Here is a 17,554-nt window from a genome sequence, read left to right as displayed (position 1 = left end):
CCGCGAATATGGAGTATTGTTTATATAGTTAGTCGTGAACACTCATTGAATAAACCGCAATTATTTGCTTTTGTAGCACTAAAGCTGACCGTAATAGAAATATGGTAGCGTTTGAGCAGGAGTACTGTGACATGGGATTCCCCGGAACCTGGATGACGACGAGTGAAAGCGTGGTGTACCGCGTTGTGCCCAAATGTGCCTGCTCCACAATCGGGCAGATCATGTATTACTCTGATCATGGGGCGTTTTTTGACGGTGATATCCATGACGCCAAGTCGGGTATGCATAAATGGGCGCTTGATGAAAGTCAGGAACCGATTGCGCGCAATGTGCAAAATCACCAGTCGTATGCCTTCACCTGTGTGCGCAATCCCTACACCCGTATCCTGAGTTCGTTTTTTGATAAAATTTGCGGCATTCAGCGGAATGGCCGGCGCTACCGTGGTAATTTGGTCCCGTTGCTGGTGCAGAAATACGGGATCGAGGTCGGTGGCGACGATGGGCAGCAAGAGTTTGACCAGATCGCCAGCTTCCGCCGTTTCTTGTTGTTTGCCCGTGACACTATTCGCTGGCACCGCCCGATGGATCCTGACATCCATTGGTCCGCCATGTCGGGCCATGTCAGCACGTTCATCGTAAACGGCGGGAAATACGACAAAATCATCTGGACCGAGAGCTTTAACGACGGGATGCGCGAGGTGCTTGATGCGGTGGAAACACCCCATGCGATCGACCTCACCAAAATTCCGCGTTTCAACGAAAGTGAGGGCCACGGCCCCAAGCGCGCCCATCCGGTTGAGGATTATTTTGACGACCTGTCAATGCATCTGGTCTACGAGATCTACAAACGCGACTTTAACCTGTTCAAATATGACTTTGAAAACCCCGCCAATAAAATGCCCGTGGGGGAGATTGATCTCGACGAGGTGCACGCAAAACTGGGCGATTGAAAACAGGCTATCGGTATTAACGGATAGTTAAAATTATCATTTAAATACAATTACTTGTTTCGTCGCGAAACCGTCGTTTCACTGTGAAAGGTTTTCCCATGGCCTATGTTTTTCCCGCCCCGCCTCAGGCCAGTCTTGCGGTGCAAGGCAGCGATGCGCGCTTTCCGGTGCGGCGGATATTCTGTGTGGGCCGCAATTACGAGGCCCACGCCCGCGAGATGGGCAATGATCCCGACCGCGAGCCGCCATTCTTTTTCACCAAACCCGCTGATGCGGTCTGTGACACACCCTGCACAATCCCCTATCCGACGCTTACCAATGATCTGCACCACGAGATCGAGCTGGTCATCGCCATCGGCAAGGGCGGCAGCAATATCGCCCCGACCAACGTCATGGATCACATTTGGGGGGCTTCGGTAGGTATCGACCTTACCCGCCGTGATTTGCAGGCCGAAGCCAAAAAGACCCGCCGCCCGTGGGATTGGTCTAAGGCATTTGATCTGTCCGCACCCATCGCGCCGATCAAGCCGATCGCGGCTGTTCCAAGCCTGACACAGGGCCGTATCTGGCTCGCCGTGAATGGAGAAATCCGCCAGGACGGTGATATTGCCGATCTGATCTGGCCTGTGGTCGATCACATCGCAACGCTAAGCGAAGGCATGGCGCTCGCGCCCGGCGATCTGGTCATGACAGGCACACCTGCGGGGGTTGCGGCCCTCGCTGCGGGCGATACCGTAACAGGCGGCGTCGATGGTATTGCAGAGTTCACCCTCACCATCGGCCCAAGTGCCTGATCCCTATTTCTTCTAGCTAAAAATACTCTGGGGGAATTGGCCCTATGGGCCAAGGGTGCAAAGCCCCCAACCCGCCCGCCAGGCGCCTCACCGCCGCGGAGGTACGCCCCAGCGGTTTGTCTCTTCTTGCGTCTTGGTACAGAAGAATACGATCAGAACGATCAAGCCGACAAGCGGGACCAGCACAATCAGATACCACCAACCACTGCGCCCGATATCATGCAGGCGGCGGATGGATAGGGCCAGTGTTGGCAGGAACATGGCCAAAGATGTCAGGATATTGATCGGCCCGAGCTCGCCCATGCCCAGCGAGATATCCAATATGCCGGAAACAAGATTGATCAGCATTGACCACAGAACCCACCACCAGAATTGCGAGCGGGTCGAGCGGGTTTTGAAATCCACATAGCGCGAAAACCCGTCTTTGAGCGCGCCGATAAAGCTATTTGCGTCCGCACGGGCGGGGTCTGTGCTGCCGTTCAGGAACGGCGGTGGCGCAGTTGGCGGGGCCTGCATTGCAGGCATGCTTACGCGCCCATAGGGCAGCCAGTCGTCCATGCCTTCTTGCCACACCAGGGTTTCTCTCCGGATCGTGCCTGCGGCAACCAGCCCGTCAAACTCGACCTGATCCACAGGGCCGACAGAAGCGCCTTCGACTGCATAATACCATTGTGTGCTCACCCTGTGCTCCTGATCCGTTTTGCAGGTTCAGCCTAGACGGGAAGGGGGGATGCTGCAACGGGGGGGCAGGCGCGGGGGCGCTTCGCCGCGTTACCGGTCCTTGGGCGCTTCATGAAGCGCGGTGAATTCCCGCAGGTGTTTTGCCAAAACATCAGGCGCGTCCCAATGGATTGAATGGCCGGCACCGTCAATGTGGCGGATCGGGGTCTGCCCTAATGCTGGCACCGCCAATGCGCTGGGCAGCAGAATGTCACCCGTCCCCAGCACCGCCTGCACGGGGATGTGGACCTGCTCGATCGTGTCGGGTTGATAGGCCTCCAATGCATCAATCTGAAGCGCCATCGCTTGGACCGTTTGCGCGTGCCGATAGGTAAGCGCCCCCGCCACCGCGTATCGCGCTGCATTTGAGGTTTGGTAGATGTCGGGCGAAAACAGCCATAGGAACAGCGCGTTCCACCATGTGTCAGCCGAGGCATCGCTGTGCCGGATCGCCAGCAAGTTGCGGAACATGGCAACATTTCGTTTAAGCGCCAGCGGAGCAGAGGCCGCCAGCGTAAGGGTTCGGACGAGCCGGGGCTGCGCAATGGCCAGCTGCATCCCGATCATCCCGCCAAGTGAATGCCCCAACACATGCGCAGGCCCCAAACCCAGCGCATCAAGCAATGCCGCGCAATCGGCTGCAAATAGCGCGACCGTGGCAGGCGCATCCAAAGGCGTGGTGCGTCCGGTGGTCCGGTTGTCGGGGCGGATCAGGGTGAAATGCGGCTCTAACAATGGGATCATCGGCGCCCAGCTTGCACTGTCGCTGATCATGCCCGCGATCATCAATAGGGGCGGGCCTGTCCCTGAAATTTCGTAATGCTGGGCGATGCCGCTATGCTCAAGTACCGGCATTGGCGGTGCTCCAACAAGGCATGAGATCACCATCAGCGGGGGTGGCTGCATAAATCGCGCGGGCGATGGCACGGCTTAGGCATAATGCAGCGGCATGGCCCGTCAGCACCACATCTGCCGCAGGCTTGGCACCTGTGGTCAAGGCAAACACCAGATCGCCGTCATTGGGGGTATGGGCAGGGACGCAGGCCCGCGCGATACCATCATGGGCGGCGGTGGCCACGCGGTGGCATTGCGCTTTGGTCAGGGTCGCATCGGTGGCAACGATAGCGATGGTGGTGTTGGCGCGCGGGGCAAGCGCGCTCATCTTCCGGCTTTCAAGGTTCAGGCCAAGGCCACTGGCGGTATCGGGGCCAAGCCCGCCAAATTCCTCTCCCATCTCAAAGGGGGCGGCGTAGAAATGGCGATCCCCCGGCGTGGTCACGGCTCCCACCGGATTGGCCGCGACCAGTGCTGCGACCGTGCTGCCATCGGGCAACATCAGCGACGCTGTGCCAAGCCCGCCTTTCAGCATCGCGGTCAGCGCTCCTGTCCCTGCGCCGATACTCCCGATATCGAAGTTTGTGCCCGCAGCATCATAAGCGGCAAGCCCCAGTGCGCGATATGGGTTCTCAGTCCAGTCCTTGTTGCCGCCGTTGAGCAGATCAAACAGGATCGCACCGGGCACCAGCGGGATTTGCGCATCGCCTACGCGGAACCCGCGCCCGTCGCGCCGCAGCCCGTCCATGACGCCCGAACAGGCATCCAACCCAAAGGCAGATCCCCCCGACAGGACCAGCGCATCCACTTCGGCTACGGTTTTGTCAGGGGCCAGCAGGTCAGTCTCCCGGGTGCCGGGGGCACCGCCCATCACAGCAACCGACGCGACAAATGGCGCATCACCCACCACCACTGTGGTGCCGGATTTCAGCGCAGGGTCCTGCGCATTGCCAACCCGCAGGCCGGCGATGTCACACAGGCTGTTTGTGGGGCCAACACGCATCTGGTTATATCCTTGGTTTGGCGCTAGCTGTTTCGGTATCGCCGGTGTTGGGGGTGCCTTTTGGTTCGATCAATAGAACATGGCATTCACTTACCGAACGGGGCCGGTGGGAGACACCGCGCGGCACGACGAACAGCTCGCCTGTCTTTACGGTGTGGCTGGTTTCTTCGACGTCTATCGTCATCTCACCCAGAAGCACATAAAAGAAATCATCGGTATCTTCATGCAGGTGGTAGGGAAATTCGCCCGAAAATTTCACAACCATCACATCGTTATCGTTATAATCGGCGACCACATGGGGGTCCCAATGGGTGGTGATCTTGGATAGTTTTTCGGTCAGGTTCACGGTTTTCATGGCGTAGGACCTTTCAGGTCAGGTAGCACCGGGGCGGCTTTGATAAGCGATTTTGTATAGGCATGGGTCGGCTGGGCAAAAACCTTGCTGGTCGGGCCTTGTTCAACGATCCGGCCTGCTTTCATCACCAATACGCGGTCGGTGATGGTCCGCACCACATGTAGGTCATGGGAGATAAAAAGGTAGCTTAGGTCGTAAGCTGTGCATAGCTGCGCCAGCAGATCAAGGATTTGCGCGCGTACAGAAACATCCAAGGCGCTGACCGCTTCATCAAAGATGATCAAGGCGGGCCGAATGATCAACGCGCGGGCAATCGCGATGCGCTGGCGCTGACCGCCGGAAAATTCGTGGATATATTTATCAGCATCGTCGGGATGCAGACCGACAGCGGTCAGAGCCTGCGCGATGGCGTCACGACGGGCATCCCCCGTTGGCGGGTATTCCAGCAGGTGAAACGGCTCGGCGATCAGGCGGGCGACCTTGTGGCGGGGGTTAAAGCTGCCAAAGGGGTCTTGGAAAACCACCTGCATTTGGCGGCGGACCTGCATATTGGCGCGTCCTTCAGAGAAAACCGGCTGACCGTTCAATGTGATGCTGCCTTCCTGCACCGGCTCTAGTCCCAGCAGGGCGCGGGTGAGGGTGGATTTGCCACAGCCACTTTCGCCCACAAGGCCAAGGCGCTCACCCTTGTGCAAGGTCAAGCTGACGTTATCCACCGCGCGGAACCTGCCCGGCGGGCCAAGCAGCGTCTTGCGCGGCGTCAGGTAGTCGCGGCTTATGCCGTTGACCTCGAGCAGCGGTGCGGCAGCGGTGGTGTCGGGGAGGGTGACGCTGTGCGAGGATGCCGCAAAAAGCATGCGGGTGTAGGGATGCGCAGGCGCGCCAAGCAGCATTAGTGTCGGGCCTTGTTCGACAATTTCGCCGTGGCGCATGACCAGTATCCGGTCAGCCATGCCCGCCACCACGGCAAGGTCATGGGTTATCATCATCAACCCCATGCCATCCTCGCGTGCAAGCCGTGTCAGCAGCTCGAGGATCTGCGCCTGTGTGGTCACATCCAGCGCGGTGGTCGGCTCATCCGCGATAAGCAGGCGGGGGCGCTGGGCGATGGCCATGGCAATCACCACCCGCTGGCGTTGGCCTCCCGATAGCTCGTGCGGATAGCGTGACAGCGGGAATTGCGACTGGGGCAGCCCCACGCGCGCCAGCGTTTCGGCCGCGCGGATGCGGGCATCTGCCTTGCTGGCTTTCTCGTGGATCGCGATTGTCTCGGCCACTTGATCGCCGATGGTTTGCACGGGGTTGAGCGCGGTCATCGGTTCTTGAAACACCATGCCGATGTCATTGCCGCGCAGTGCACAAAGGGCGGTTTCATCAAGACCGGTAAGGTCGCAACCGCGCAGCATGATCGCGCCGCTGGTCTGTGCGCCTTGGGGTAACAATTGCATCGCGGCCAGTGCTGTCATCGACTTGCCCGAGCCGCTCTCGCCGGTGATGGCGACAATCTCGCCTTGCTCGATGGCAAAGGAAATACCTTTGAGGATTTCATCCCCATGGATCGTCAAGGACAGGTTCTGAACGGTGAGAAGCGGGCTCATGTCCGTGTCCTTCGCAGGCGTGGATCAAGATAATCGCGCAGCCCGTCGCCCGTCAGGTTAAGGCCCAGCACGGCCAGAATAATCGCACAACCGGGCATCAGGGCCATATGCGGCGCAAAGCTGACCATGGTTTGCGCATCCGCCAGCATCCGGCCCCATGACGGCGTGGGCGGTTGCGCGCCAAGGCCGACATAGCTCAGCCCCGCTTCGGCAAGAATACCAAGGCTGAACTGGATGGTGGCCTGCACGATCAGCAGGTTGGCGAGGTTGGGCAGGATATGTTCGACCGAGATGCGCAAGGCGGATTTGCCCGCGACACGGGCGGCAAGAATGAATTCACGCTCCCATAAAGACAGGGCCGCGCCGCGGGTGATGCGGGCAAAAACGGGGATGTTGAAAATGCCGATGGCAATGATCGCATTGACGGCACCTGCGCCAAAAACAGCCGTGATCAGGATCGCGATGACAAGGCTGGGAAAAGCGAACACCAGATCGTTGGCACGCATGATCACCTCATCAACAAGGCTCCCGCGCCGGGCAGCCGCCCACAGCCCCAGCGGAATGCCAAAGCCCATGCCAATCCCCACCGCCACCAGCGCCACCGCAAGCGAGGTGCGCGCGCCGACCATCAGCAGGCTCAGGATATCGCGGCCAAAGTGATCGGTCCCCAGCAGGTGCGTCAGGTTCGGCGGTTGTAGGCGGTCAGGGATGCTGAGCCCCGCGTAATCATAGGGGGTATAGAAAAACGACAGCACCGCCGCGCCGATAAACAGCGCGGTAAGCGCGCCACCAAGGATCAGATTGCGCATCATCGGCGCGTCCTCAGCCGTGGATCAACCGCAGCATAGGCCAGATCGACGCAAAAATTCACAAAGATCACTGCAAAGACAAGTATCATTGTCACGCTCTCCACCACGATCAGGTCACGGGCCGAGATGGATTGGAAAATCAGACTTCCCAAACCGGGGAGGAAGAAGACCTGTTCGATGATAATCGCGCCGGCCAGCAGGAACGAGAATTGCAGCCCGATGATGGTCAGAACAGGGATCATCGCGTTGCGCAGCCCGTGCTGCCAAAGTGTCTGGCGCGGGGTCAGGCCTTTGGCGCGGGCGGTGCGCATGAAATCCTCGCCCAGCACATCCAACAGCGCCGATCGCATGACCCGGGCAAGGATTGCCGCCTGCGGCAGGGCAAGGGCGATGGCAGGCAGGGTGAGCGAATGCAGACCGGCACGCAGGCCATCCTCCCAGCCTACAAAACCGCCAGCGGGGAACCAGCGTAGTTTGATCGCGAAAAGCAGCACGAGTATCATCGCAAACCAGAAGTTGGGGACCGCAACACCCAGTTGCGTTGCGCCCATCACGCCCATATCACCCAGCCGCCCGCGCCGTGCGGCGGCATAGATGCCTACGGGAAAGGCGATGAGCGTAGACAGCGCCAGCGCATAAGCCGCCAGCGGCAGCGAAACCCACAGACGTTGTGCCACCATATCCGCAACCGGCGTGCGGTAGGTGTAGGACGTGCCGAAATCGCCCGTCATCATGCCGCTGACCCATGCGAGGTAGCGGTGCGGTTTGGACATATCGAGGCCCAGTTCGCTGCGCAGCGCGGCCAATGTTTCGGGCTGCGCATTCAGGCCCAGCATGAAGGTCGCCGGATCGCCGGGGGCGATCTCGATCACGGCGAAAATCACCAGCGACGCGATGGCAAGGCTGATCACCAGCGACAGAAATCTTTTGAGGATATAGCGGAGCATTACACAGAGGTTAGGGGCTGCACGGTAAGCGGTCCAGCGCGATTTGGGGGTGGGTCTTTTCTTTCGGGGGGGCACGGCTAGAGTTAGGGCATGCAGCTGCCGCTTTTCATCGGACATGAGATTTTTCGCACCTCCAGCTATGGGGCGCATCACCCGTTGCGGGTGCCGCGTGTCTCGACGGCGATAGATCTGAGCCGCGCTATGGGGTGGCTACCGCAACGCCGGTTTATCACCTCACCCCGCGCCAAGCCCAAGGCGCTTCATGCGTGGCACGACCCCGCCTATGTCGCCGCGTTGCAACGGATCGAGGCCGCGCAGGCGATTGAGCCGGGTGACCGCGAGCGGTTCGGCATCGGCACGGTCACAAATCCGGTTTTCGGAGAGATTTTTCGTCGTCCGGCCACGGCGGCGGGCGGTTCGATCCTTGCCGGAGAGCTGTTGGCGCAGGGTGGGGTGGTTTATAATCCCGCAGGGGGCACGCACCACGGGATGCCTGCCCGTGCCAACGGGTTTTGTTATTTGAACGATCCGGTGTTGGCCATGCTATCGCTGCGCCACCACGGCGTGCGGCGGATTGCCTTTGTCGATATTGATGCGCACCATTGCGACGGGGTGGCCGAGGGGTTTCACGGCGATCCTGACTGCCTGATGATTTCGGTGCATGAAGAAGGGCTTTGGCCGCGTACGGGCCTGTTGGGGGATGACGCAGGCGGCAGTGCGATCAACCTGCCCGTGCCGCGCGGGTTTCATGATGCCGAGATGGCCCATGTGTGCGATGCGTTGATCCTGCCCAAGGTGGCCGAGTTCGAGCCTGACGCAATTGTGCTGCTTTGCGGGGCTGACGGGGTAGAGGACGACCCTCAAGCGCATCTTTCGCTCAGCAATAACGCCCATTTTGATGTACTGCGCGGGATTATGGCGCTGGGCGCGCCGCGTCTGCTGGTACTGGGAGGCGGTGGCTATAATCCGTGGACGGTCGGGCGCATGTGGGCCGGCATTTGGGGGATTTTGAATGGCTATGATCCCAGTGGTCCGGTGACACGCGATGCGCAAGACGTGCTGCGCGCACTGACGTTCGAGGGAAACCGCCGTGGGCGCAACCCGCCCGCCCATTGGTTCACGACCCTGCGCGATAGCCCACAGGAGGGCGCAGAGATTTCAGCGGCGGTACGGGATCGGGTTGCGCTGCTGGCGCGGCGATCTGTGCGGCCTGAACTGCGGCAGGTGTAGCGGGAAAGAGCAGCGGGATAATAAGCAACGCAGCAAAAACAGCGGTCAAAGTCGCAGCGGTGATGCCTTGGATAAACCCGATTTCGTTCAGATGGCGACCAAAGGGCTGTTTGTAGGATTTATGCCGTAATTTCTGCTGCGCGTATTTTGCGCCAAACCACCCGCCCATGGCTGCCCAACCCAATAGCCGCCGTTCCGGTATCCGCCATTCCTTAGCGATGGCGCGGCGTTTGTCGACGGCAAAGGCGCTATAGGTCAGCCAGTTGATCAGGACGAAATAGCAAAGGGCTATGGCAAGGAAGATCATCAAATGACGTCCGCTGAGAGTTTGAGTAAACTTAGTTTAACGCATAAAAGCCCCGCGTGGCGGGGCCTTTGTTGGGTCATTTTGGGGCAGTTTTCCCAAATTATTAACCAGTTTTATTCAGACCAGCTGACCGCCGTCAGGTCGTTTGCTTGGGTCGGCTGGTTTTCCCACAAGCCTTCTACACCTGCTTTTGCAACCGTTGGGAAGGCCAGCTGGAAGAGATAGCCGTTCACGTAATCCTCTGAAATCTTGCGCTGGGCGTCGCCCAAGATCGTGCTGCGCATTTCAGGGTCGGATTCCACGTTGAATTTCGCAATCAGCTCTTGGACCTCGGCATTGTCATATTGGAAGTAATAGTCAGGGTTGGCGTAAATACCGATGTCCATCGGTTCGGTATGGCTGACGATGGTCAGGCCAAAGTTTTTGCCTTTGAAAACCGATTCCAGCCACTGCGCCCATTCGACGTTTGTGATTTTCGCCGTGATGCCCACTTGGGCCAGTTGCGCGGCAATGATTTCACCACCACGGCGCGCGTAAGAGGGGGGTGGCAGGAACAGTGTTGTCTCGAAACCGTCGGGCAGGCCTGCCTCGGCCAAGAGGGCCTTGGATTTTTCGGGATCATAGGTGCTGAGACCGATCAGGTCTACATAATCGGGATTATGGGGCGCAAAATGCGTGCCGATGGGCGTGCCATAGCCGAACATCGCGCCGTCGATGATGGCCTGACGGTCGATGGCATGGGCCAGAGCCTCGCGGACAAGAACATTGTCAAAGGGCGGCTGTTTGTTGTTGGTGGATAGGATCGTCTCTCCTTCGGAGGAGCCGACGAGCACCTGAAAACGTGGATCGGCCTCGAATTGGGGCAGGTTTTCGGGGGCGGGGAAGCCGGAAAATACATCAATGTCTTCGGCCATCATGGCCGAAAAGGCGGCAGTGGGATCAGAGATGAATTTGAATGTGACCGCTGTCAGCTTGGCTGGGGTGCCCCAGTAATCGTCGTTGCGGGTCAGCTCGATCTTGTCGCCTTGGGTCCAGTTGTCGAATTTGAACGCGCCCGTGCCGATAGGGCTTTGTTTGATGTTTGCGATGCTCTCGGAGGCCACGATCACCGCATCCCCCCATGCGAGGTTGAACAGCATGTTGCCGTTGGGCTCGGACAGTTTTACCTCGACCGTGGTGGGGTCGATGACGGTGACCTGATCAATCGCGGCATAGAGTGCTTTTTGCGCATTGGCGCTTTCCTGTGCGCCGATCCGGTCGAGGGTGAATTTGACGTCCTCTGCGTCCATGGTTGTGCCGTCATGGAAGGTCACGCCCGCGTTCAACGTGAAGGTATAGGTCAGCCCGTCCTGAGAGATTTCCCAGCTTTTGGCGAGGCCGGGGATCACTGCGCCGTTCCTGTCAAATCGGGTCAGCCCCTCAAAGACGTTTGCATAAAGCACGGAATCAATCGCACCGGCGGCGGCGCTGGTAGGGTCGAGATGTGGCGGCTCAAGCTGCATGGCGAGGGTAAGATCGTCTTTGGCGCTGGCGGCACTGGCCAACAGAACAGCGGTTGCAGAGGCGGTAAACAGGCGGGAAAGATGGATCATCAGAGGCTTCCTCGGTTGTGTTGAAAAAAGATTAGGCGAGCTCCCTTGAGTTGGCTAGGAGAAAGCTTGCGGCAGTCATGTTGCTGGGGTAGGGGCGTCACTTTGATGCACAAAGGGGCAGGTGATGGCGGTATTGGGCATAGATTTTGGCACGTCGAACTCGGCTGCGGCGGTGTCGCGGGAGGGTGTGCCCTTGCGCATTGCGCTTGAATCGGGGGGCGAAACGCTGCCGACGGCGGTTTTCTTTGATTTCGATGAGAAGGTCATGCGCATTGGCTCGGCCGCGGGCAAGGCGTTGTTGGCGGGCGATGAGGGGCGCTATATGCGTGCGCTCAAAAGCCTGCTGGGAGCACCCCTGATGCGTGAGCGGCGCATGATATTGGGTGAAAAGCTGGATTTCATCGACATTGTGGCGCGATTTTTGACGCGGCTGAAAAAAGCGGCCGAGGCTCAGGCCGGGGAGACATTCACCTATGCGCTGTCGGGGCGGCCTGTGCGGTTTCACCCTGACGAGGCGCGCAATGCGCAGGCAGAGGTGGATCTGCGCGAAGCCTATATGCGTGCAGGGTTCGAGGATGTGGCATTTATGTATGAGCCGGAGGCGGCTGCATTGGCCAATCGGGCGGTGCTGAGGGCCGGTGATCTGGGGCTGGTCGTGGATATTGGCGGGGGTACGTCCGACTTTACGCTGTTTCGCAACGGGGCGGAGGGCATTGATATTCTGGCCAGCCACGGTGTGCGGCTGGGCGGGACGGATTTTGACCGGCATCTGAGCATCGAGACAGTGATGCCGCTGTTGGGGCGAGGCAGTCAGATCAAACATGCCTTTGGCGGCGAGACCCACGCGGCGCCTTCGACGATTTTCAACGATCTGGCCACATGGCAGAAAATCCCGTTTCTTTATGCGCCCGATAGTAGGCGTTTGGCGGCTGATCTGGCGAAATATGCGGTGGAGCCGGAAAAGCTGGGGCGGTTGGTTTCGGTTCTGGATGACGAGCTGGGCCATGACATCGCCTTTGCCGTGGAGACGGGCAAGATTGCGGCCAACAACAGCGGTGCAGGGCAGATTGATCTGGCCGTGGTCGAGCGCGGTCTGGAGGTCGATCTCAATGCCGGTGCGGTTGAGGTGCTGCTGTCGCCGCTGACCGCGCAGATGGGGCAGGCCGCGCTTGAATGTGTTGCGCAGGCGAAATTGGAACCGCAGGCGGTGACGCATTTGGTTTTTGTTGGCGGCTCGAGCTTGATGCAGGTCACGCGCGATGCGTTGGGCATTGTGTTCCCGCAGGCGCAGGTGCATGCAGGTGCGGCGCTGACGGCGATTGTGGACGGGTTGGGATTGGCCGCCGAGGAGGCGTTTACCTGACGCGGGACATGGGGGCGCTGCCCCCTTGGCCCATGGGGCCAATTCCCCCGGAGTATTTCGGGCTAGAGAAAATAGGGGTCAAGGCTGCGGCAGCAGGAGTGTTTCAAGGGCTGCACCCATCACGCAGGCGCTGTCGATCATGTCATCGACGCCGATCCATTCGTCCGGTTTATGGGCCAGCTCGAGCACGCCGGGCCCGTAGGCGATGCAGTTTTTCAGCTTGCCGATGCGGTCGATGTGTTTTTGGTCGTAGGTGCCGGGGGAGGCGACATATTCGGCCTGTTTTCCGATGACGTCTTTGATGGCACGCGAGACTGTTTGCACGATGGGTGCTTCGCAGTCGGTCATGGAGGGAAGGACCGCGTTTAGTTCGGTCAGTTCATATGCGAAGTCGGGGCGGGTGGTGCGCAGGCCTTCGAGCAGGGCGGTGACTTCGCCGCGGACCTGATCAAGGGGTTCTTCGACGAGGAAGCGGCGGTCAATGGTGATGCGGCAGCTGTCAGGGACGCAATGGGCGGGCAGGCCGGTAAAGTCATCATCCTGTTCTTTCTGGCCGCCGTGAATTGAGTTGATGTTCATGGTTGAGCTGCGTGCGCCTTCGGGCACAACGGGCATGTCGGTGGTGCGGCTGGCCATGGCGGGGAAGAGTTTGTTTTCGAATTCGCTGAGGACTGCACCCATGTGGCGCACGGCGCAATCGCCAAGGAAGGGCATGGAGCCGTGGGCGATTTCGCCTTTGGTTTCGATCTCGGCCCACCAGCCGCCCCGGTGGCCAAGGCAAATGCGGTCTTTGTTCAGTGGTTCGGGGATGATGACGTGCTGAACGCGGGCAGGGTTGAAGTAGCCGTGTTCGGCAAGGTAGGCGACGCCGCCGTAGCCGCCGGATTCCTCATCGGCGGTGCCGGAAATTTCGATGGCACCGGCGAAGTCGGGGTGGGTTTCGATAAAGGCTTCGGCGGCGATGATCGAGCTGGCGAGGCCGCCTTTCATATCGCAGGCACCGCGGCCATAGATGCGGCCATTGTGCAAGGTGGCGGCGAAGGGGTCGAAGGTCCAGCCGCGGCCGACTTCGACGACGTCGGTGTGGCTGTTGAAATGCACGCAGTCGCCGGCGCGGGTGCCTGTGCGGCGGGCAATGATGTTCCAGCGTGGATATTTCGTGCTGTCGCCCGGGGTGCCGTGGGCGCGGATCAGCTGTGTTTCAAAGCCATGCGCCTTGAGGCGGGTGTCGAGGTATTCGCAGATTGTGCGGTAATCCTGACCCGGGGGATTGAGGGTCGGAATGCGGATCAGATCCTGGGTCAATGCGATCAGATCGTCGCGCTTTGCCGTGATAGCTGCGGAAAGGGGGCTGTGCATCGGGCATCCTTTATTGAACGAAAGAGCCAGTTCGCGCGTTAGGTCACGCCAGCGTGAGTGTTTTCGTCTCCATCATTGCGGAACGGGCATCAAGTGCAAGGCTTGAATAGAGCGGCCATGGGCGCGTCCAATGTAGGGAATGAAAAATGAGCAAATCCGGTACCAGATCGAGCATCGCGCATAGTGTGGCCGAAGAAGATAGCGTCAATCAGGCCGCGGCATTGGCACCGCATATGATCTATGAGGTCATCCGGCGGGAGGGCGAGGAGGAGCTGGCGCGCAGCAACCGGTCGTTGTTCTGGTCGGGGACTGCTGCGGGGATGTTGATCAGCCTGTCGGTTCTGGGTGAGGCGATTTTCCGGACTTATCTGCCGGATGTGCCGGGCAGTTATCTTATTGAGAATTTGGGATATTCCTTGGGTTTTGTCGCTGTGATCATGGGCCGGATGCAATTGTTTACGGAAAACACCATCACCACTGTTTTGCCTGTCACTCTGGAGCGGTCATCTGCATCGCTGGTTGCCATGTTGCGGTTGTGGGGCGTTGTGCTGGGGGCGAATGTTGTCGGGGCTTTTGCCGCGTCATCGCTGTTTGTGTTCACGCCTGCAATTTCGGCGGATTTGATGCTGTCGCTCACGTCTTTGTCGGAACATGCGATGGGGTTTTCCGCTTGGGAGGGGTTCTGGCGTGCGATCCCTGCGGGGATCATTGTGGCGCTGATTGTCTGGATGATGCCGCAGGCCGACGAGTCGGGGCTTTTCATTATTGTTTTATTCACGTGGTTGATTGCGGCAGGTGATTTTACCCATATCGTCGCAGGGTCGGTCGAGATGGCAGTTTTGATGCTGCAGGGTTCATTAGGGCTTGGGGCGGCGGTGTTCGGGTTCTTTTTGCCGGTGCTGGTTGGCAACATCATCGGAGGGACGATGATATTTACACTGGTAGCTTGGGGGCAGGTGCGCGATGACGTTGAGCACAAGTAGGGAGTGCATATGACACAAGCGGACGCCGTGGCGGTACAAACAAGCGGATTTGTCAAAGTCTGGCGCGCGCTGCGCGGCGGTTTCGGACAGATCGGGGATACCAGCCTTGCGCTTGTTTCGGCAGGGGTCGGTTTTTTCGCGATGCTGTCATTGTTTCCTGCGCTTGCGGCGTTGATCGCGTTGTTAAGCCTTGTGGCGGACCCTGATGTTGTTTTGTCCCAGCTTGAACAGATGCGGGGGATTTTGCCGCGTGACGTCTATGACATCGTCAACGCGCAGATCACCAGCCTTGTGACGGCGCGTTCGGAGACTTTGGGCTGGGCGGGTGTGATTTCGATCCTTGCGGCGCTTTGGTCGGCGCGGGCGGGTGTTGCGGCGATGATGACGGGTTTGAATGCTGTGCACGGAGAAAAGAACCGTGCAACGGCCTCGCATTACTTGCGGGCACTGCTATTGACGCTCGCGCTTGTCGGAGTGGGTATTGTGTCGGTAATTACATTGGTGGTCGCGCCGATTGTTCTGGCGTTTTTTCCGCTTGGCGGGGTGGCTGGGATTTTTGCCGACGGGGTGCGTTGGGCGGTTGCGGTTTCGGTTCTGCTGGGTGGGGTGAGCGTGCTTTACCGGTTCGGGCCCAATCGCGGCAAGCCGCAGCGCCGTTCCATAAAGGCGGGAGCCTTGGTGGCCGTGGCATCATGGGTTTGCCTGTCGATTGCGTTTTCCTATTACGTGACGAATTTCGGGAATTATAATCAGGTTTACGGCTCTATCGGTGCGGTTATCGCGATGTTGGTTTGGCTTTGGCTGAGTAGTTTTCTGATCCTGTTGGGTGCCGTTGTGAACGCGCAGGTGGAAAAGCACTTTTATGGGCTAAGCACCCCTGAGGGGGCGTCACCCTTTGAAGAAAGCCCTGTGGCGACCCCTGAAGATGTCGTCGACGAGACACCGGCCAGCCCGCTGCCGTAGATCAGATCAGCGGGCGCTTGGGCTGGTCGTGCAATTCGGTCATGGCGACGTCGGCCAAGGCTTTGATGTTGTTTATCTGGAGAACGCCGTCGGACCATGATGCGAGCTGTTGGTGTTTGAGCTTGTTGAGGGTTTTGTTTGTATGGACCAGTGACAGGCCCATGGCGTCTGCGATGTCGCGTTGTGTAAAGGGCAGGCTTATGCTGTTGTCCTGTGTCATCCCGAGCGTCTGACCACGTTGGAAAATCTTGACCATTGCCCAGGCAACAGAAGACAGCGCAGAGCGTTGGCCCAATGTGGCGAGGCTTTCGCCGAGGAAGCTTTCTTCGATGGCTGCGTGCCATGTGATGTCAAAGGCGCGTTCAGGGTAGGATTTGAAGAAATTCCATAGCTCGCTTCGATTGAAAACGCATAGGCGCATGGGTGTGCGTGCTATGACGGAGTGGCCCATTTGAGCCGCAAACCCTGACTGCAGGCCGATGAAATCCCCCGGAAAGACAAAGCTGATTACCTGTCTTTTTCCACCCTGAAGGTGGCGTTCGCGGATGGCGAGACCGGAGAGCACGGTAAACAGCTGGGGCGCGTCCGAGCCTTGGATCAAAATAGGTTCGCCAGCGTCGATGCTATGCTCGGCTACTTTGAATTTCTGCATAAAGTCGATTTCGGAGGGGGTGAGATCGACAAAGGCGTCTTTTCGGTTAAGCGGGCAATATTTACATTGGGTCGACATTTAAAACAATGCTTTCGATGTGCCGTAACTTATTGAGATTAGAGGTAATGCCTGTGAAGTTGCCGATATGAGTTGCAGACAATTTGCGCGCGGTTTTATCGGGTAGAGTAGGGTGGGGGCGGTAATTGTGGCCGGTCTATTGGCGCTGCAAAGGGTATATGCGCCATTTGCAGCAACGCTTGACGCTGCCGTTGTAAATGGAGCTGATGGGGGGGCACACGGGCTGTGGTGTCTTCACCGCCCGCGTTGCCAGACGGTATCAAGACCGCGTGCGCGACCCTGCATTCATTCCCGATATAAACGCCGCGATAAGGTTTTCTACGGTCGGTGCGCTTTGCGGTGGGGCTGTGACGGGTTCAGGCGGTTTGCTGCCGCGCATGGATACCACGGCAAAGCCGATAAGGCCGGCACCTGTGTAGAGCGCGCCCATGATGACAGCGGCGTTGAGCGCTGTGGTCTGGGTTAGCAAAAAGAACCAGCCGGCTGCCGTCCAGAAGGCCAGACCAACGGCCAGCGCAATGGATGCGCCAAGGCCAATGGCTGCTGTTCGGGCAGAGCGGCGCGCGGTATTGCGGGCTTGCCTGATGAGACTGTCGAACATGCTAGCGACGCGCCGTTACGAGGCCAACAAGAAAGCCCAGACCTGCTGCAAGGCCAAGCGCCGTTGCGGGCTGGGTTTTTACGAATTCTTCAGTATGCAACTGCGCCTCGAGTGCCTTGTCGCTTGCGGCTGATTTCAGCGCTTCGGCGCGGTCTTGTGCTGTTTCTTTGGCTTTGGCTGCTTTGCCTACGCCGTATTCCGACAGGCTCGACGTGAGTGCGGACAGATCGTTCTTGAGTGTTTCGATCTGCGCGGACAGGTCTTCTACGGTTACGTTTTTGTCTTTGATGATGTTCAGGCCTGATGATTTGGTCATGCTACTGTCTCCTTCGTTATTTCATTCACAACTATAACGCGCGCAGCGCAGACTAAGTTCCCAAACAAAGAAGGCCCCGCAAGTCTTGCGAGGCCTTCGA

The 17,554-nt window shown here is 58.8% G+C and carries 19 protein-coding genes; 6 read left to right on the top strand and 13 right to left on the bottom strand.

What is annotated here, in order from left to right; all coding sequences use genetic code 11:
* Window positions 1-131: 131 nt before the first annotated feature.
* Window positions 132-950: a sulfotransferase family protein gene (locus tag ABJM03_RS14825; RefSeq protein WP_348418625.1), complete on the top strand. Its 819-nt coding sequence runs from the start codon at window positions 132-134 to the stop codon at window positions 948-950.
* Between the two features lie 98 nt (window positions 951-1,048).
* Window positions 1,049-1,744, top strand: a complete 696-nt coding sequence (locus tag ABJM03_RS14820) for a fumarylacetoacetate hydrolase family protein (protein WP_348418624.1) — start codon at window positions 1,049-1,051, stop codon at window positions 1,742-1,744.
* A gap of 87 nt (window positions 1,745-1,831) precedes the next feature.
* On the opposite strand, the gene ABJM03_RS14815 is transcribed toward ABJM03_RS14820, so the two are convergent.
* The 7 genes from ABJM03_RS14815 to ABJM03_RS14785 all read right to left on the bottom strand — a co-directional run bounded on the left by ABJM03_RS14815 (window position 1,832) and on the right by ABJM03_RS14785 (window position 8,010).
* A complete protein-coding gene (locus ABJM03_RS14815; RefSeq protein WP_348418623.1) occupies window positions 1,832-2,425 on the bottom strand; it encodes a DUF805 domain-containing protein in 594 nt (197 codons plus the stop codon).
* A gap of 90 nt (window positions 2,426-2,515) precedes the next feature.
* Window positions 2,516-3,319, bottom strand: a complete 804-nt coding sequence (locus ABJM03_RS14810; RefSeq protein WP_348418622.1) for an alpha/beta hydrolase — start codon at window positions 3,317-3,319, stop codon at window positions 2,516-2,518.
* Window positions 3,306-4,301 (bottom strand): P1 family peptidase, encoded by a 996-nt coding sequence (locus ABJM03_RS14805; RefSeq protein ID WP_348418621.1) that lies wholly within the window; start codon window positions 4,299-4,301, stop codon window positions 3,306-3,308. The genes ABJM03_RS14810 and ABJM03_RS14805 overlap by 14 nt, the downstream gene beginning before the upstream one ends.
* A gap of 4 nt (window positions 4,302-4,305) precedes the next feature.
* Window positions 4,306-4,656, bottom strand: coding sequence for a cupin domain-containing protein (locus ABJM03_RS14800; RefSeq protein ID WP_348418620.1), 351 nt, complete (start codon window positions 4,654-4,656; stop codon window positions 4,306-4,308).
* On the bottom strand, window positions 4,653-6,254 hold the full coding sequence (locus ABJM03_RS14795) for a dipeptide ABC transporter ATP-binding protein (RefSeq protein ID WP_348418619.1): 1,602 nt from the start codon (window positions 6,252-6,254) through the stop codon (window positions 4,653-4,655). Before ABJM03_RS14795 ends, ABJM03_RS14800 begins: the two co-directional genes overlap by 4 nt.
* Window positions 6,251-7,066: an ABC transporter permease gene (locus tag ABJM03_RS14790; protein WP_348418618.1), complete on the bottom strand. Its 816-nt coding sequence runs from the start codon at window positions 7,064-7,066 to the stop codon at window positions 6,251-6,253. Before ABJM03_RS14790 ends, ABJM03_RS14795 begins: the two co-directional genes overlap by 4 nt.
* Window positions 7,063-8,010, bottom strand: a complete 948-nt coding sequence (locus tag ABJM03_RS14785) for an ABC transporter permease (protein WP_348418617.1) — start codon at window positions 8,008-8,010, stop codon at window positions 7,063-7,065. The genes ABJM03_RS14790 and ABJM03_RS14785 overlap by 4 nt, the downstream gene beginning before the upstream one ends.
* A gap of 90 nt (window positions 8,011-8,100) precedes the next feature.
* On the opposite strand from ABJM03_RS14785, the gene ABJM03_RS14780 reads away from it, so the two are divergent.
* The gene (locus ABJM03_RS14780; RefSeq protein ID WP_348418616.1) at window positions 8,101-9,240 is read left to right on the top strand and encodes an acetoin utilization protein AcuC; all 1,140 of its coding nucleotides are present in this window, start codon (window positions 8,101-8,103) and stop codon (window positions 9,238-9,240) included.
* Here the strand turns inward: ABJM03_RS14780 and ABJM03_RS14775 are convergent.
* Both ABJM03_RS14775 and ABJM03_RS14770 read right to left on the bottom strand, forming a co-directional pair.
* On the bottom strand, window positions 9,128-9,547 hold the full coding sequence (locus ABJM03_RS14775; RefSeq protein ID WP_348418615.1) for a DUF1294 domain-containing protein: 420 nt from the start codon (window positions 9,545-9,547) through the stop codon (window positions 9,128-9,130). The genes ABJM03_RS14780 and ABJM03_RS14775 overlap by 113 nt on opposite strands.
* 113 nt (window positions 9,548-9,660) lie before the next feature.
* Window positions 9,661-11,139, bottom strand: coding sequence for an ABC transporter substrate-binding protein (locus ABJM03_RS14770; protein WP_348418614.1), 1,479 nt, complete (start codon window positions 11,137-11,139; stop codon window positions 9,661-9,663).
* Window positions 11,140-11,263: 124 nt separating this feature from the next.
* Here ABJM03_RS14770 and ABJM03_RS14765 point away from each other — a divergent pair, with 124 nt between their 5' ends.
* The gene (locus ABJM03_RS14765; protein WP_348418613.1) at window positions 11,264-12,502 is read left to right on the top strand and encodes an Hsp70 family protein; all 1,239 of its coding nucleotides are present in this window, start codon (window positions 11,264-11,266) and stop codon (window positions 12,500-12,502) included.
* Window positions 12,503-12,580: 78 nt separating this feature from the next.
* Here ABJM03_RS14765 and ABJM03_RS14760 read toward each other — a convergent pair whose 3' ends face one another.
* Entirely contained in the window at window positions 12,581-13,861 is a 1,281-nt protein-coding gene (locus tag ABJM03_RS14760; RefSeq protein ID WP_348418612.1) for an acetylornithine deacetylase/succinyl-diaminopimelate desuccinylase family protein, read from the bottom strand.
* 146 nt (window positions 13,862-14,007) lie between these two features.
* Here ABJM03_RS14760 and ABJM03_RS14755 point away from each other — a divergent pair, with 146 nt between their 5' ends.
* Together ABJM03_RS14755 and ABJM03_RS14750 are read left to right on the top strand one after the other, a co-directional pair.
* Complete coding sequence (locus tag ABJM03_RS14755) at window positions 14,008-14,844, top strand: formate/nitrite transporter family protein (RefSeq protein WP_348418611.1); 837 nt, start codon at window positions 14,008-14,010, stop codon at window positions 14,842-14,844.
* A 9-nt stretch (window positions 14,845-14,853) separates the two neighbouring features.
* Window positions 14,854-15,807 carry a YihY/virulence factor BrkB family protein gene (locus ABJM03_RS14750; protein WP_348418610.1) on the top strand — a complete coding sequence of 318 codons (954 nt, stop codon included), beginning with the start codon at window positions 14,854-14,856 and terminating at the stop codon, window positions 15,805-15,807.
* A gap of 1 nt (window position 15,808) precedes the next feature.
* On the opposite strand, the gene ABJM03_RS14745 is transcribed toward ABJM03_RS14750, so the two are convergent.
* The 3 genes from ABJM03_RS14745 to ABJM03_RS14735 form a co-directional block, all read right to left on the bottom strand.
* Window positions 15,809-16,537: a Crp/Fnr family transcriptional regulator gene (locus tag ABJM03_RS14745; protein WP_348418609.1), complete on the bottom strand. Its 729-nt coding sequence runs from the start codon at window positions 16,535-16,537 to the stop codon at window positions 15,809-15,811.
* Between the two features lie 259 nt (window positions 16,538-16,796).
* Window positions 16,797-17,138 (bottom strand): hypothetical protein, encoded by a 342-nt coding sequence (locus tag ABJM03_RS14740; RefSeq protein ID WP_348418608.1) that lies wholly within the window; start codon window positions 17,136-17,138, stop codon window positions 16,797-16,799.
* 1 nt (window position 17,139) lies between these two features.
* Window positions 17,140-17,454, bottom strand: coding sequence for a DUF883 domain-containing protein (locus tag ABJM03_RS14735; RefSeq protein WP_348418607.1), 315 nt, complete (start codon window positions 17,452-17,454; stop codon window positions 17,140-17,142).
* Window positions 17,455-17,554: the final 100 nt, after the last annotated feature.

The sequence above is a fragment of the Sulfitobacter sp. genome (assembly GCF_039977885.1).
In the GTDB taxonomy this organism is placed as follows: domain Bacteria; phylum Pseudomonadota; class Alphaproteobacteria; order Rhodobacterales; family Rhodobacteraceae; genus Sulfitobacter.
This window is presented reverse-complemented; position numbering and strand designations above follow the sequence as displayed.

Bases quoted from the DNA above. Each gene is read 5' to 3' on its own strand.
- ABJM03_RS14785 (WP_348418617.1), bottom strand. From the start codon at position 8,010: ATGCTCCGCTATATCCTCAAAAGATTTCTGTCGCTGGTGATCAGCCTT.
- ABJM03_RS14780 (WP_348418616.1), top strand. From the start codon at position 8,101: ATGCAGCTGCCGCTTTTCATCGGACATGAGATTTTTCGCACCTCCAGC.
- ABJM03_RS14760 (WP_348418612.1), bottom strand. From the start codon at position 13,861: ATGCACAGCCCCCTTTCCGCAGCTATCACGGCAAAGCGCGACGATCTG.
- ABJM03_RS14805 (WP_348418621.1), bottom strand. From the start codon at position 4,301: ATGCGTGTTGGCCCCACAAACAGCCTGTGTGACATCGCCGGCCTGCGG.
- ABJM03_RS14765 (WP_348418613.1), top strand. From the start codon at position 11,264: ATGGCGGTATTGGGCATAGATTTTGGCACGTCGAACTCGGCTGCGGCG.
- ABJM03_RS14790 (WP_348418618.1), bottom strand. From the start codon at position 7,066: ATGATGCGCAATCTGATCCTTGGTGGCGCGCTTACCGCGCTGTTTATC.
- ABJM03_RS14825 (WP_348418625.1), top strand. From the start codon at position 132: ATGGGATTCCCCGGAACCTGGATGACGACGAGTGAAAGCGTGGTGTAC.
- ABJM03_RS14770 (WP_348418614.1), bottom strand. From the start codon at position 11,139: ATGATCCATCTTTCCCGCCTGTTTACCGCCTCTGCAACCGCTGTTCTG.
- ABJM03_RS14795 (WP_348418619.1), bottom strand. From the start codon at position 6,254: ATGAGCCCGCTTCTCACCGTTCAGAACCTGTCCTTGACGATCCATGGG.
- ABJM03_RS14740 (WP_348418608.1), bottom strand. From the start codon at position 17,138: ATGTTCGACAGTCTCATCAGGCAAGCCCGCAATACCGCGCGCCGCTCT.
- ABJM03_RS14735 (WP_348418607.1), bottom strand. From the start codon at position 17,454: ATGACCAAATCATCAGGCCTGAACATCATCAAAGACAAAAACGTAACC.
- ABJM03_RS14810 (WP_348418622.1), bottom strand. From the start codon at position 3,319: ATGCCGGTACTTGAGCATAGCGGCATCGCCCAGCATTACGAAATTTCA.
- ABJM03_RS14750 (WP_348418610.1), top strand. From the start codon at position 14,854: ATGACACAAGCGGACGCCGTGGCGGTACAAACAAGCGGATTTGTCAAA.
- ABJM03_RS14755 (WP_348418611.1), top strand. From the start codon at position 14,008: ATGAGCAAATCCGGTACCAGATCGAGCATCGCGCATAGTGTGGCCGAA.
- ABJM03_RS14775 (WP_348418615.1), bottom strand. From the start codon at position 9,547: ATGATCTTCCTTGCCATAGCCCTTTGCTATTTCGTCCTGATCAACTGG.
- ABJM03_RS14745 (WP_348418609.1), bottom strand. From the start codon at position 16,537: ATGTCGACCCAATGTAAATATTGCCCGCTTAACCGAAAAGACGCCTTT.
- ABJM03_RS14800 (WP_348418620.1), bottom strand. From the start codon at position 4,656: ATGAAAACCGTGAACCTGACCGAAAAACTATCCAAGATCACCACCCAT.
- ABJM03_RS14820 (WP_348418624.1), top strand. From the start codon at position 1,049: ATGGCCTATGTTTTTCCCGCCCCGCCTCAGGCCAGTCTTGCGGTGCAA.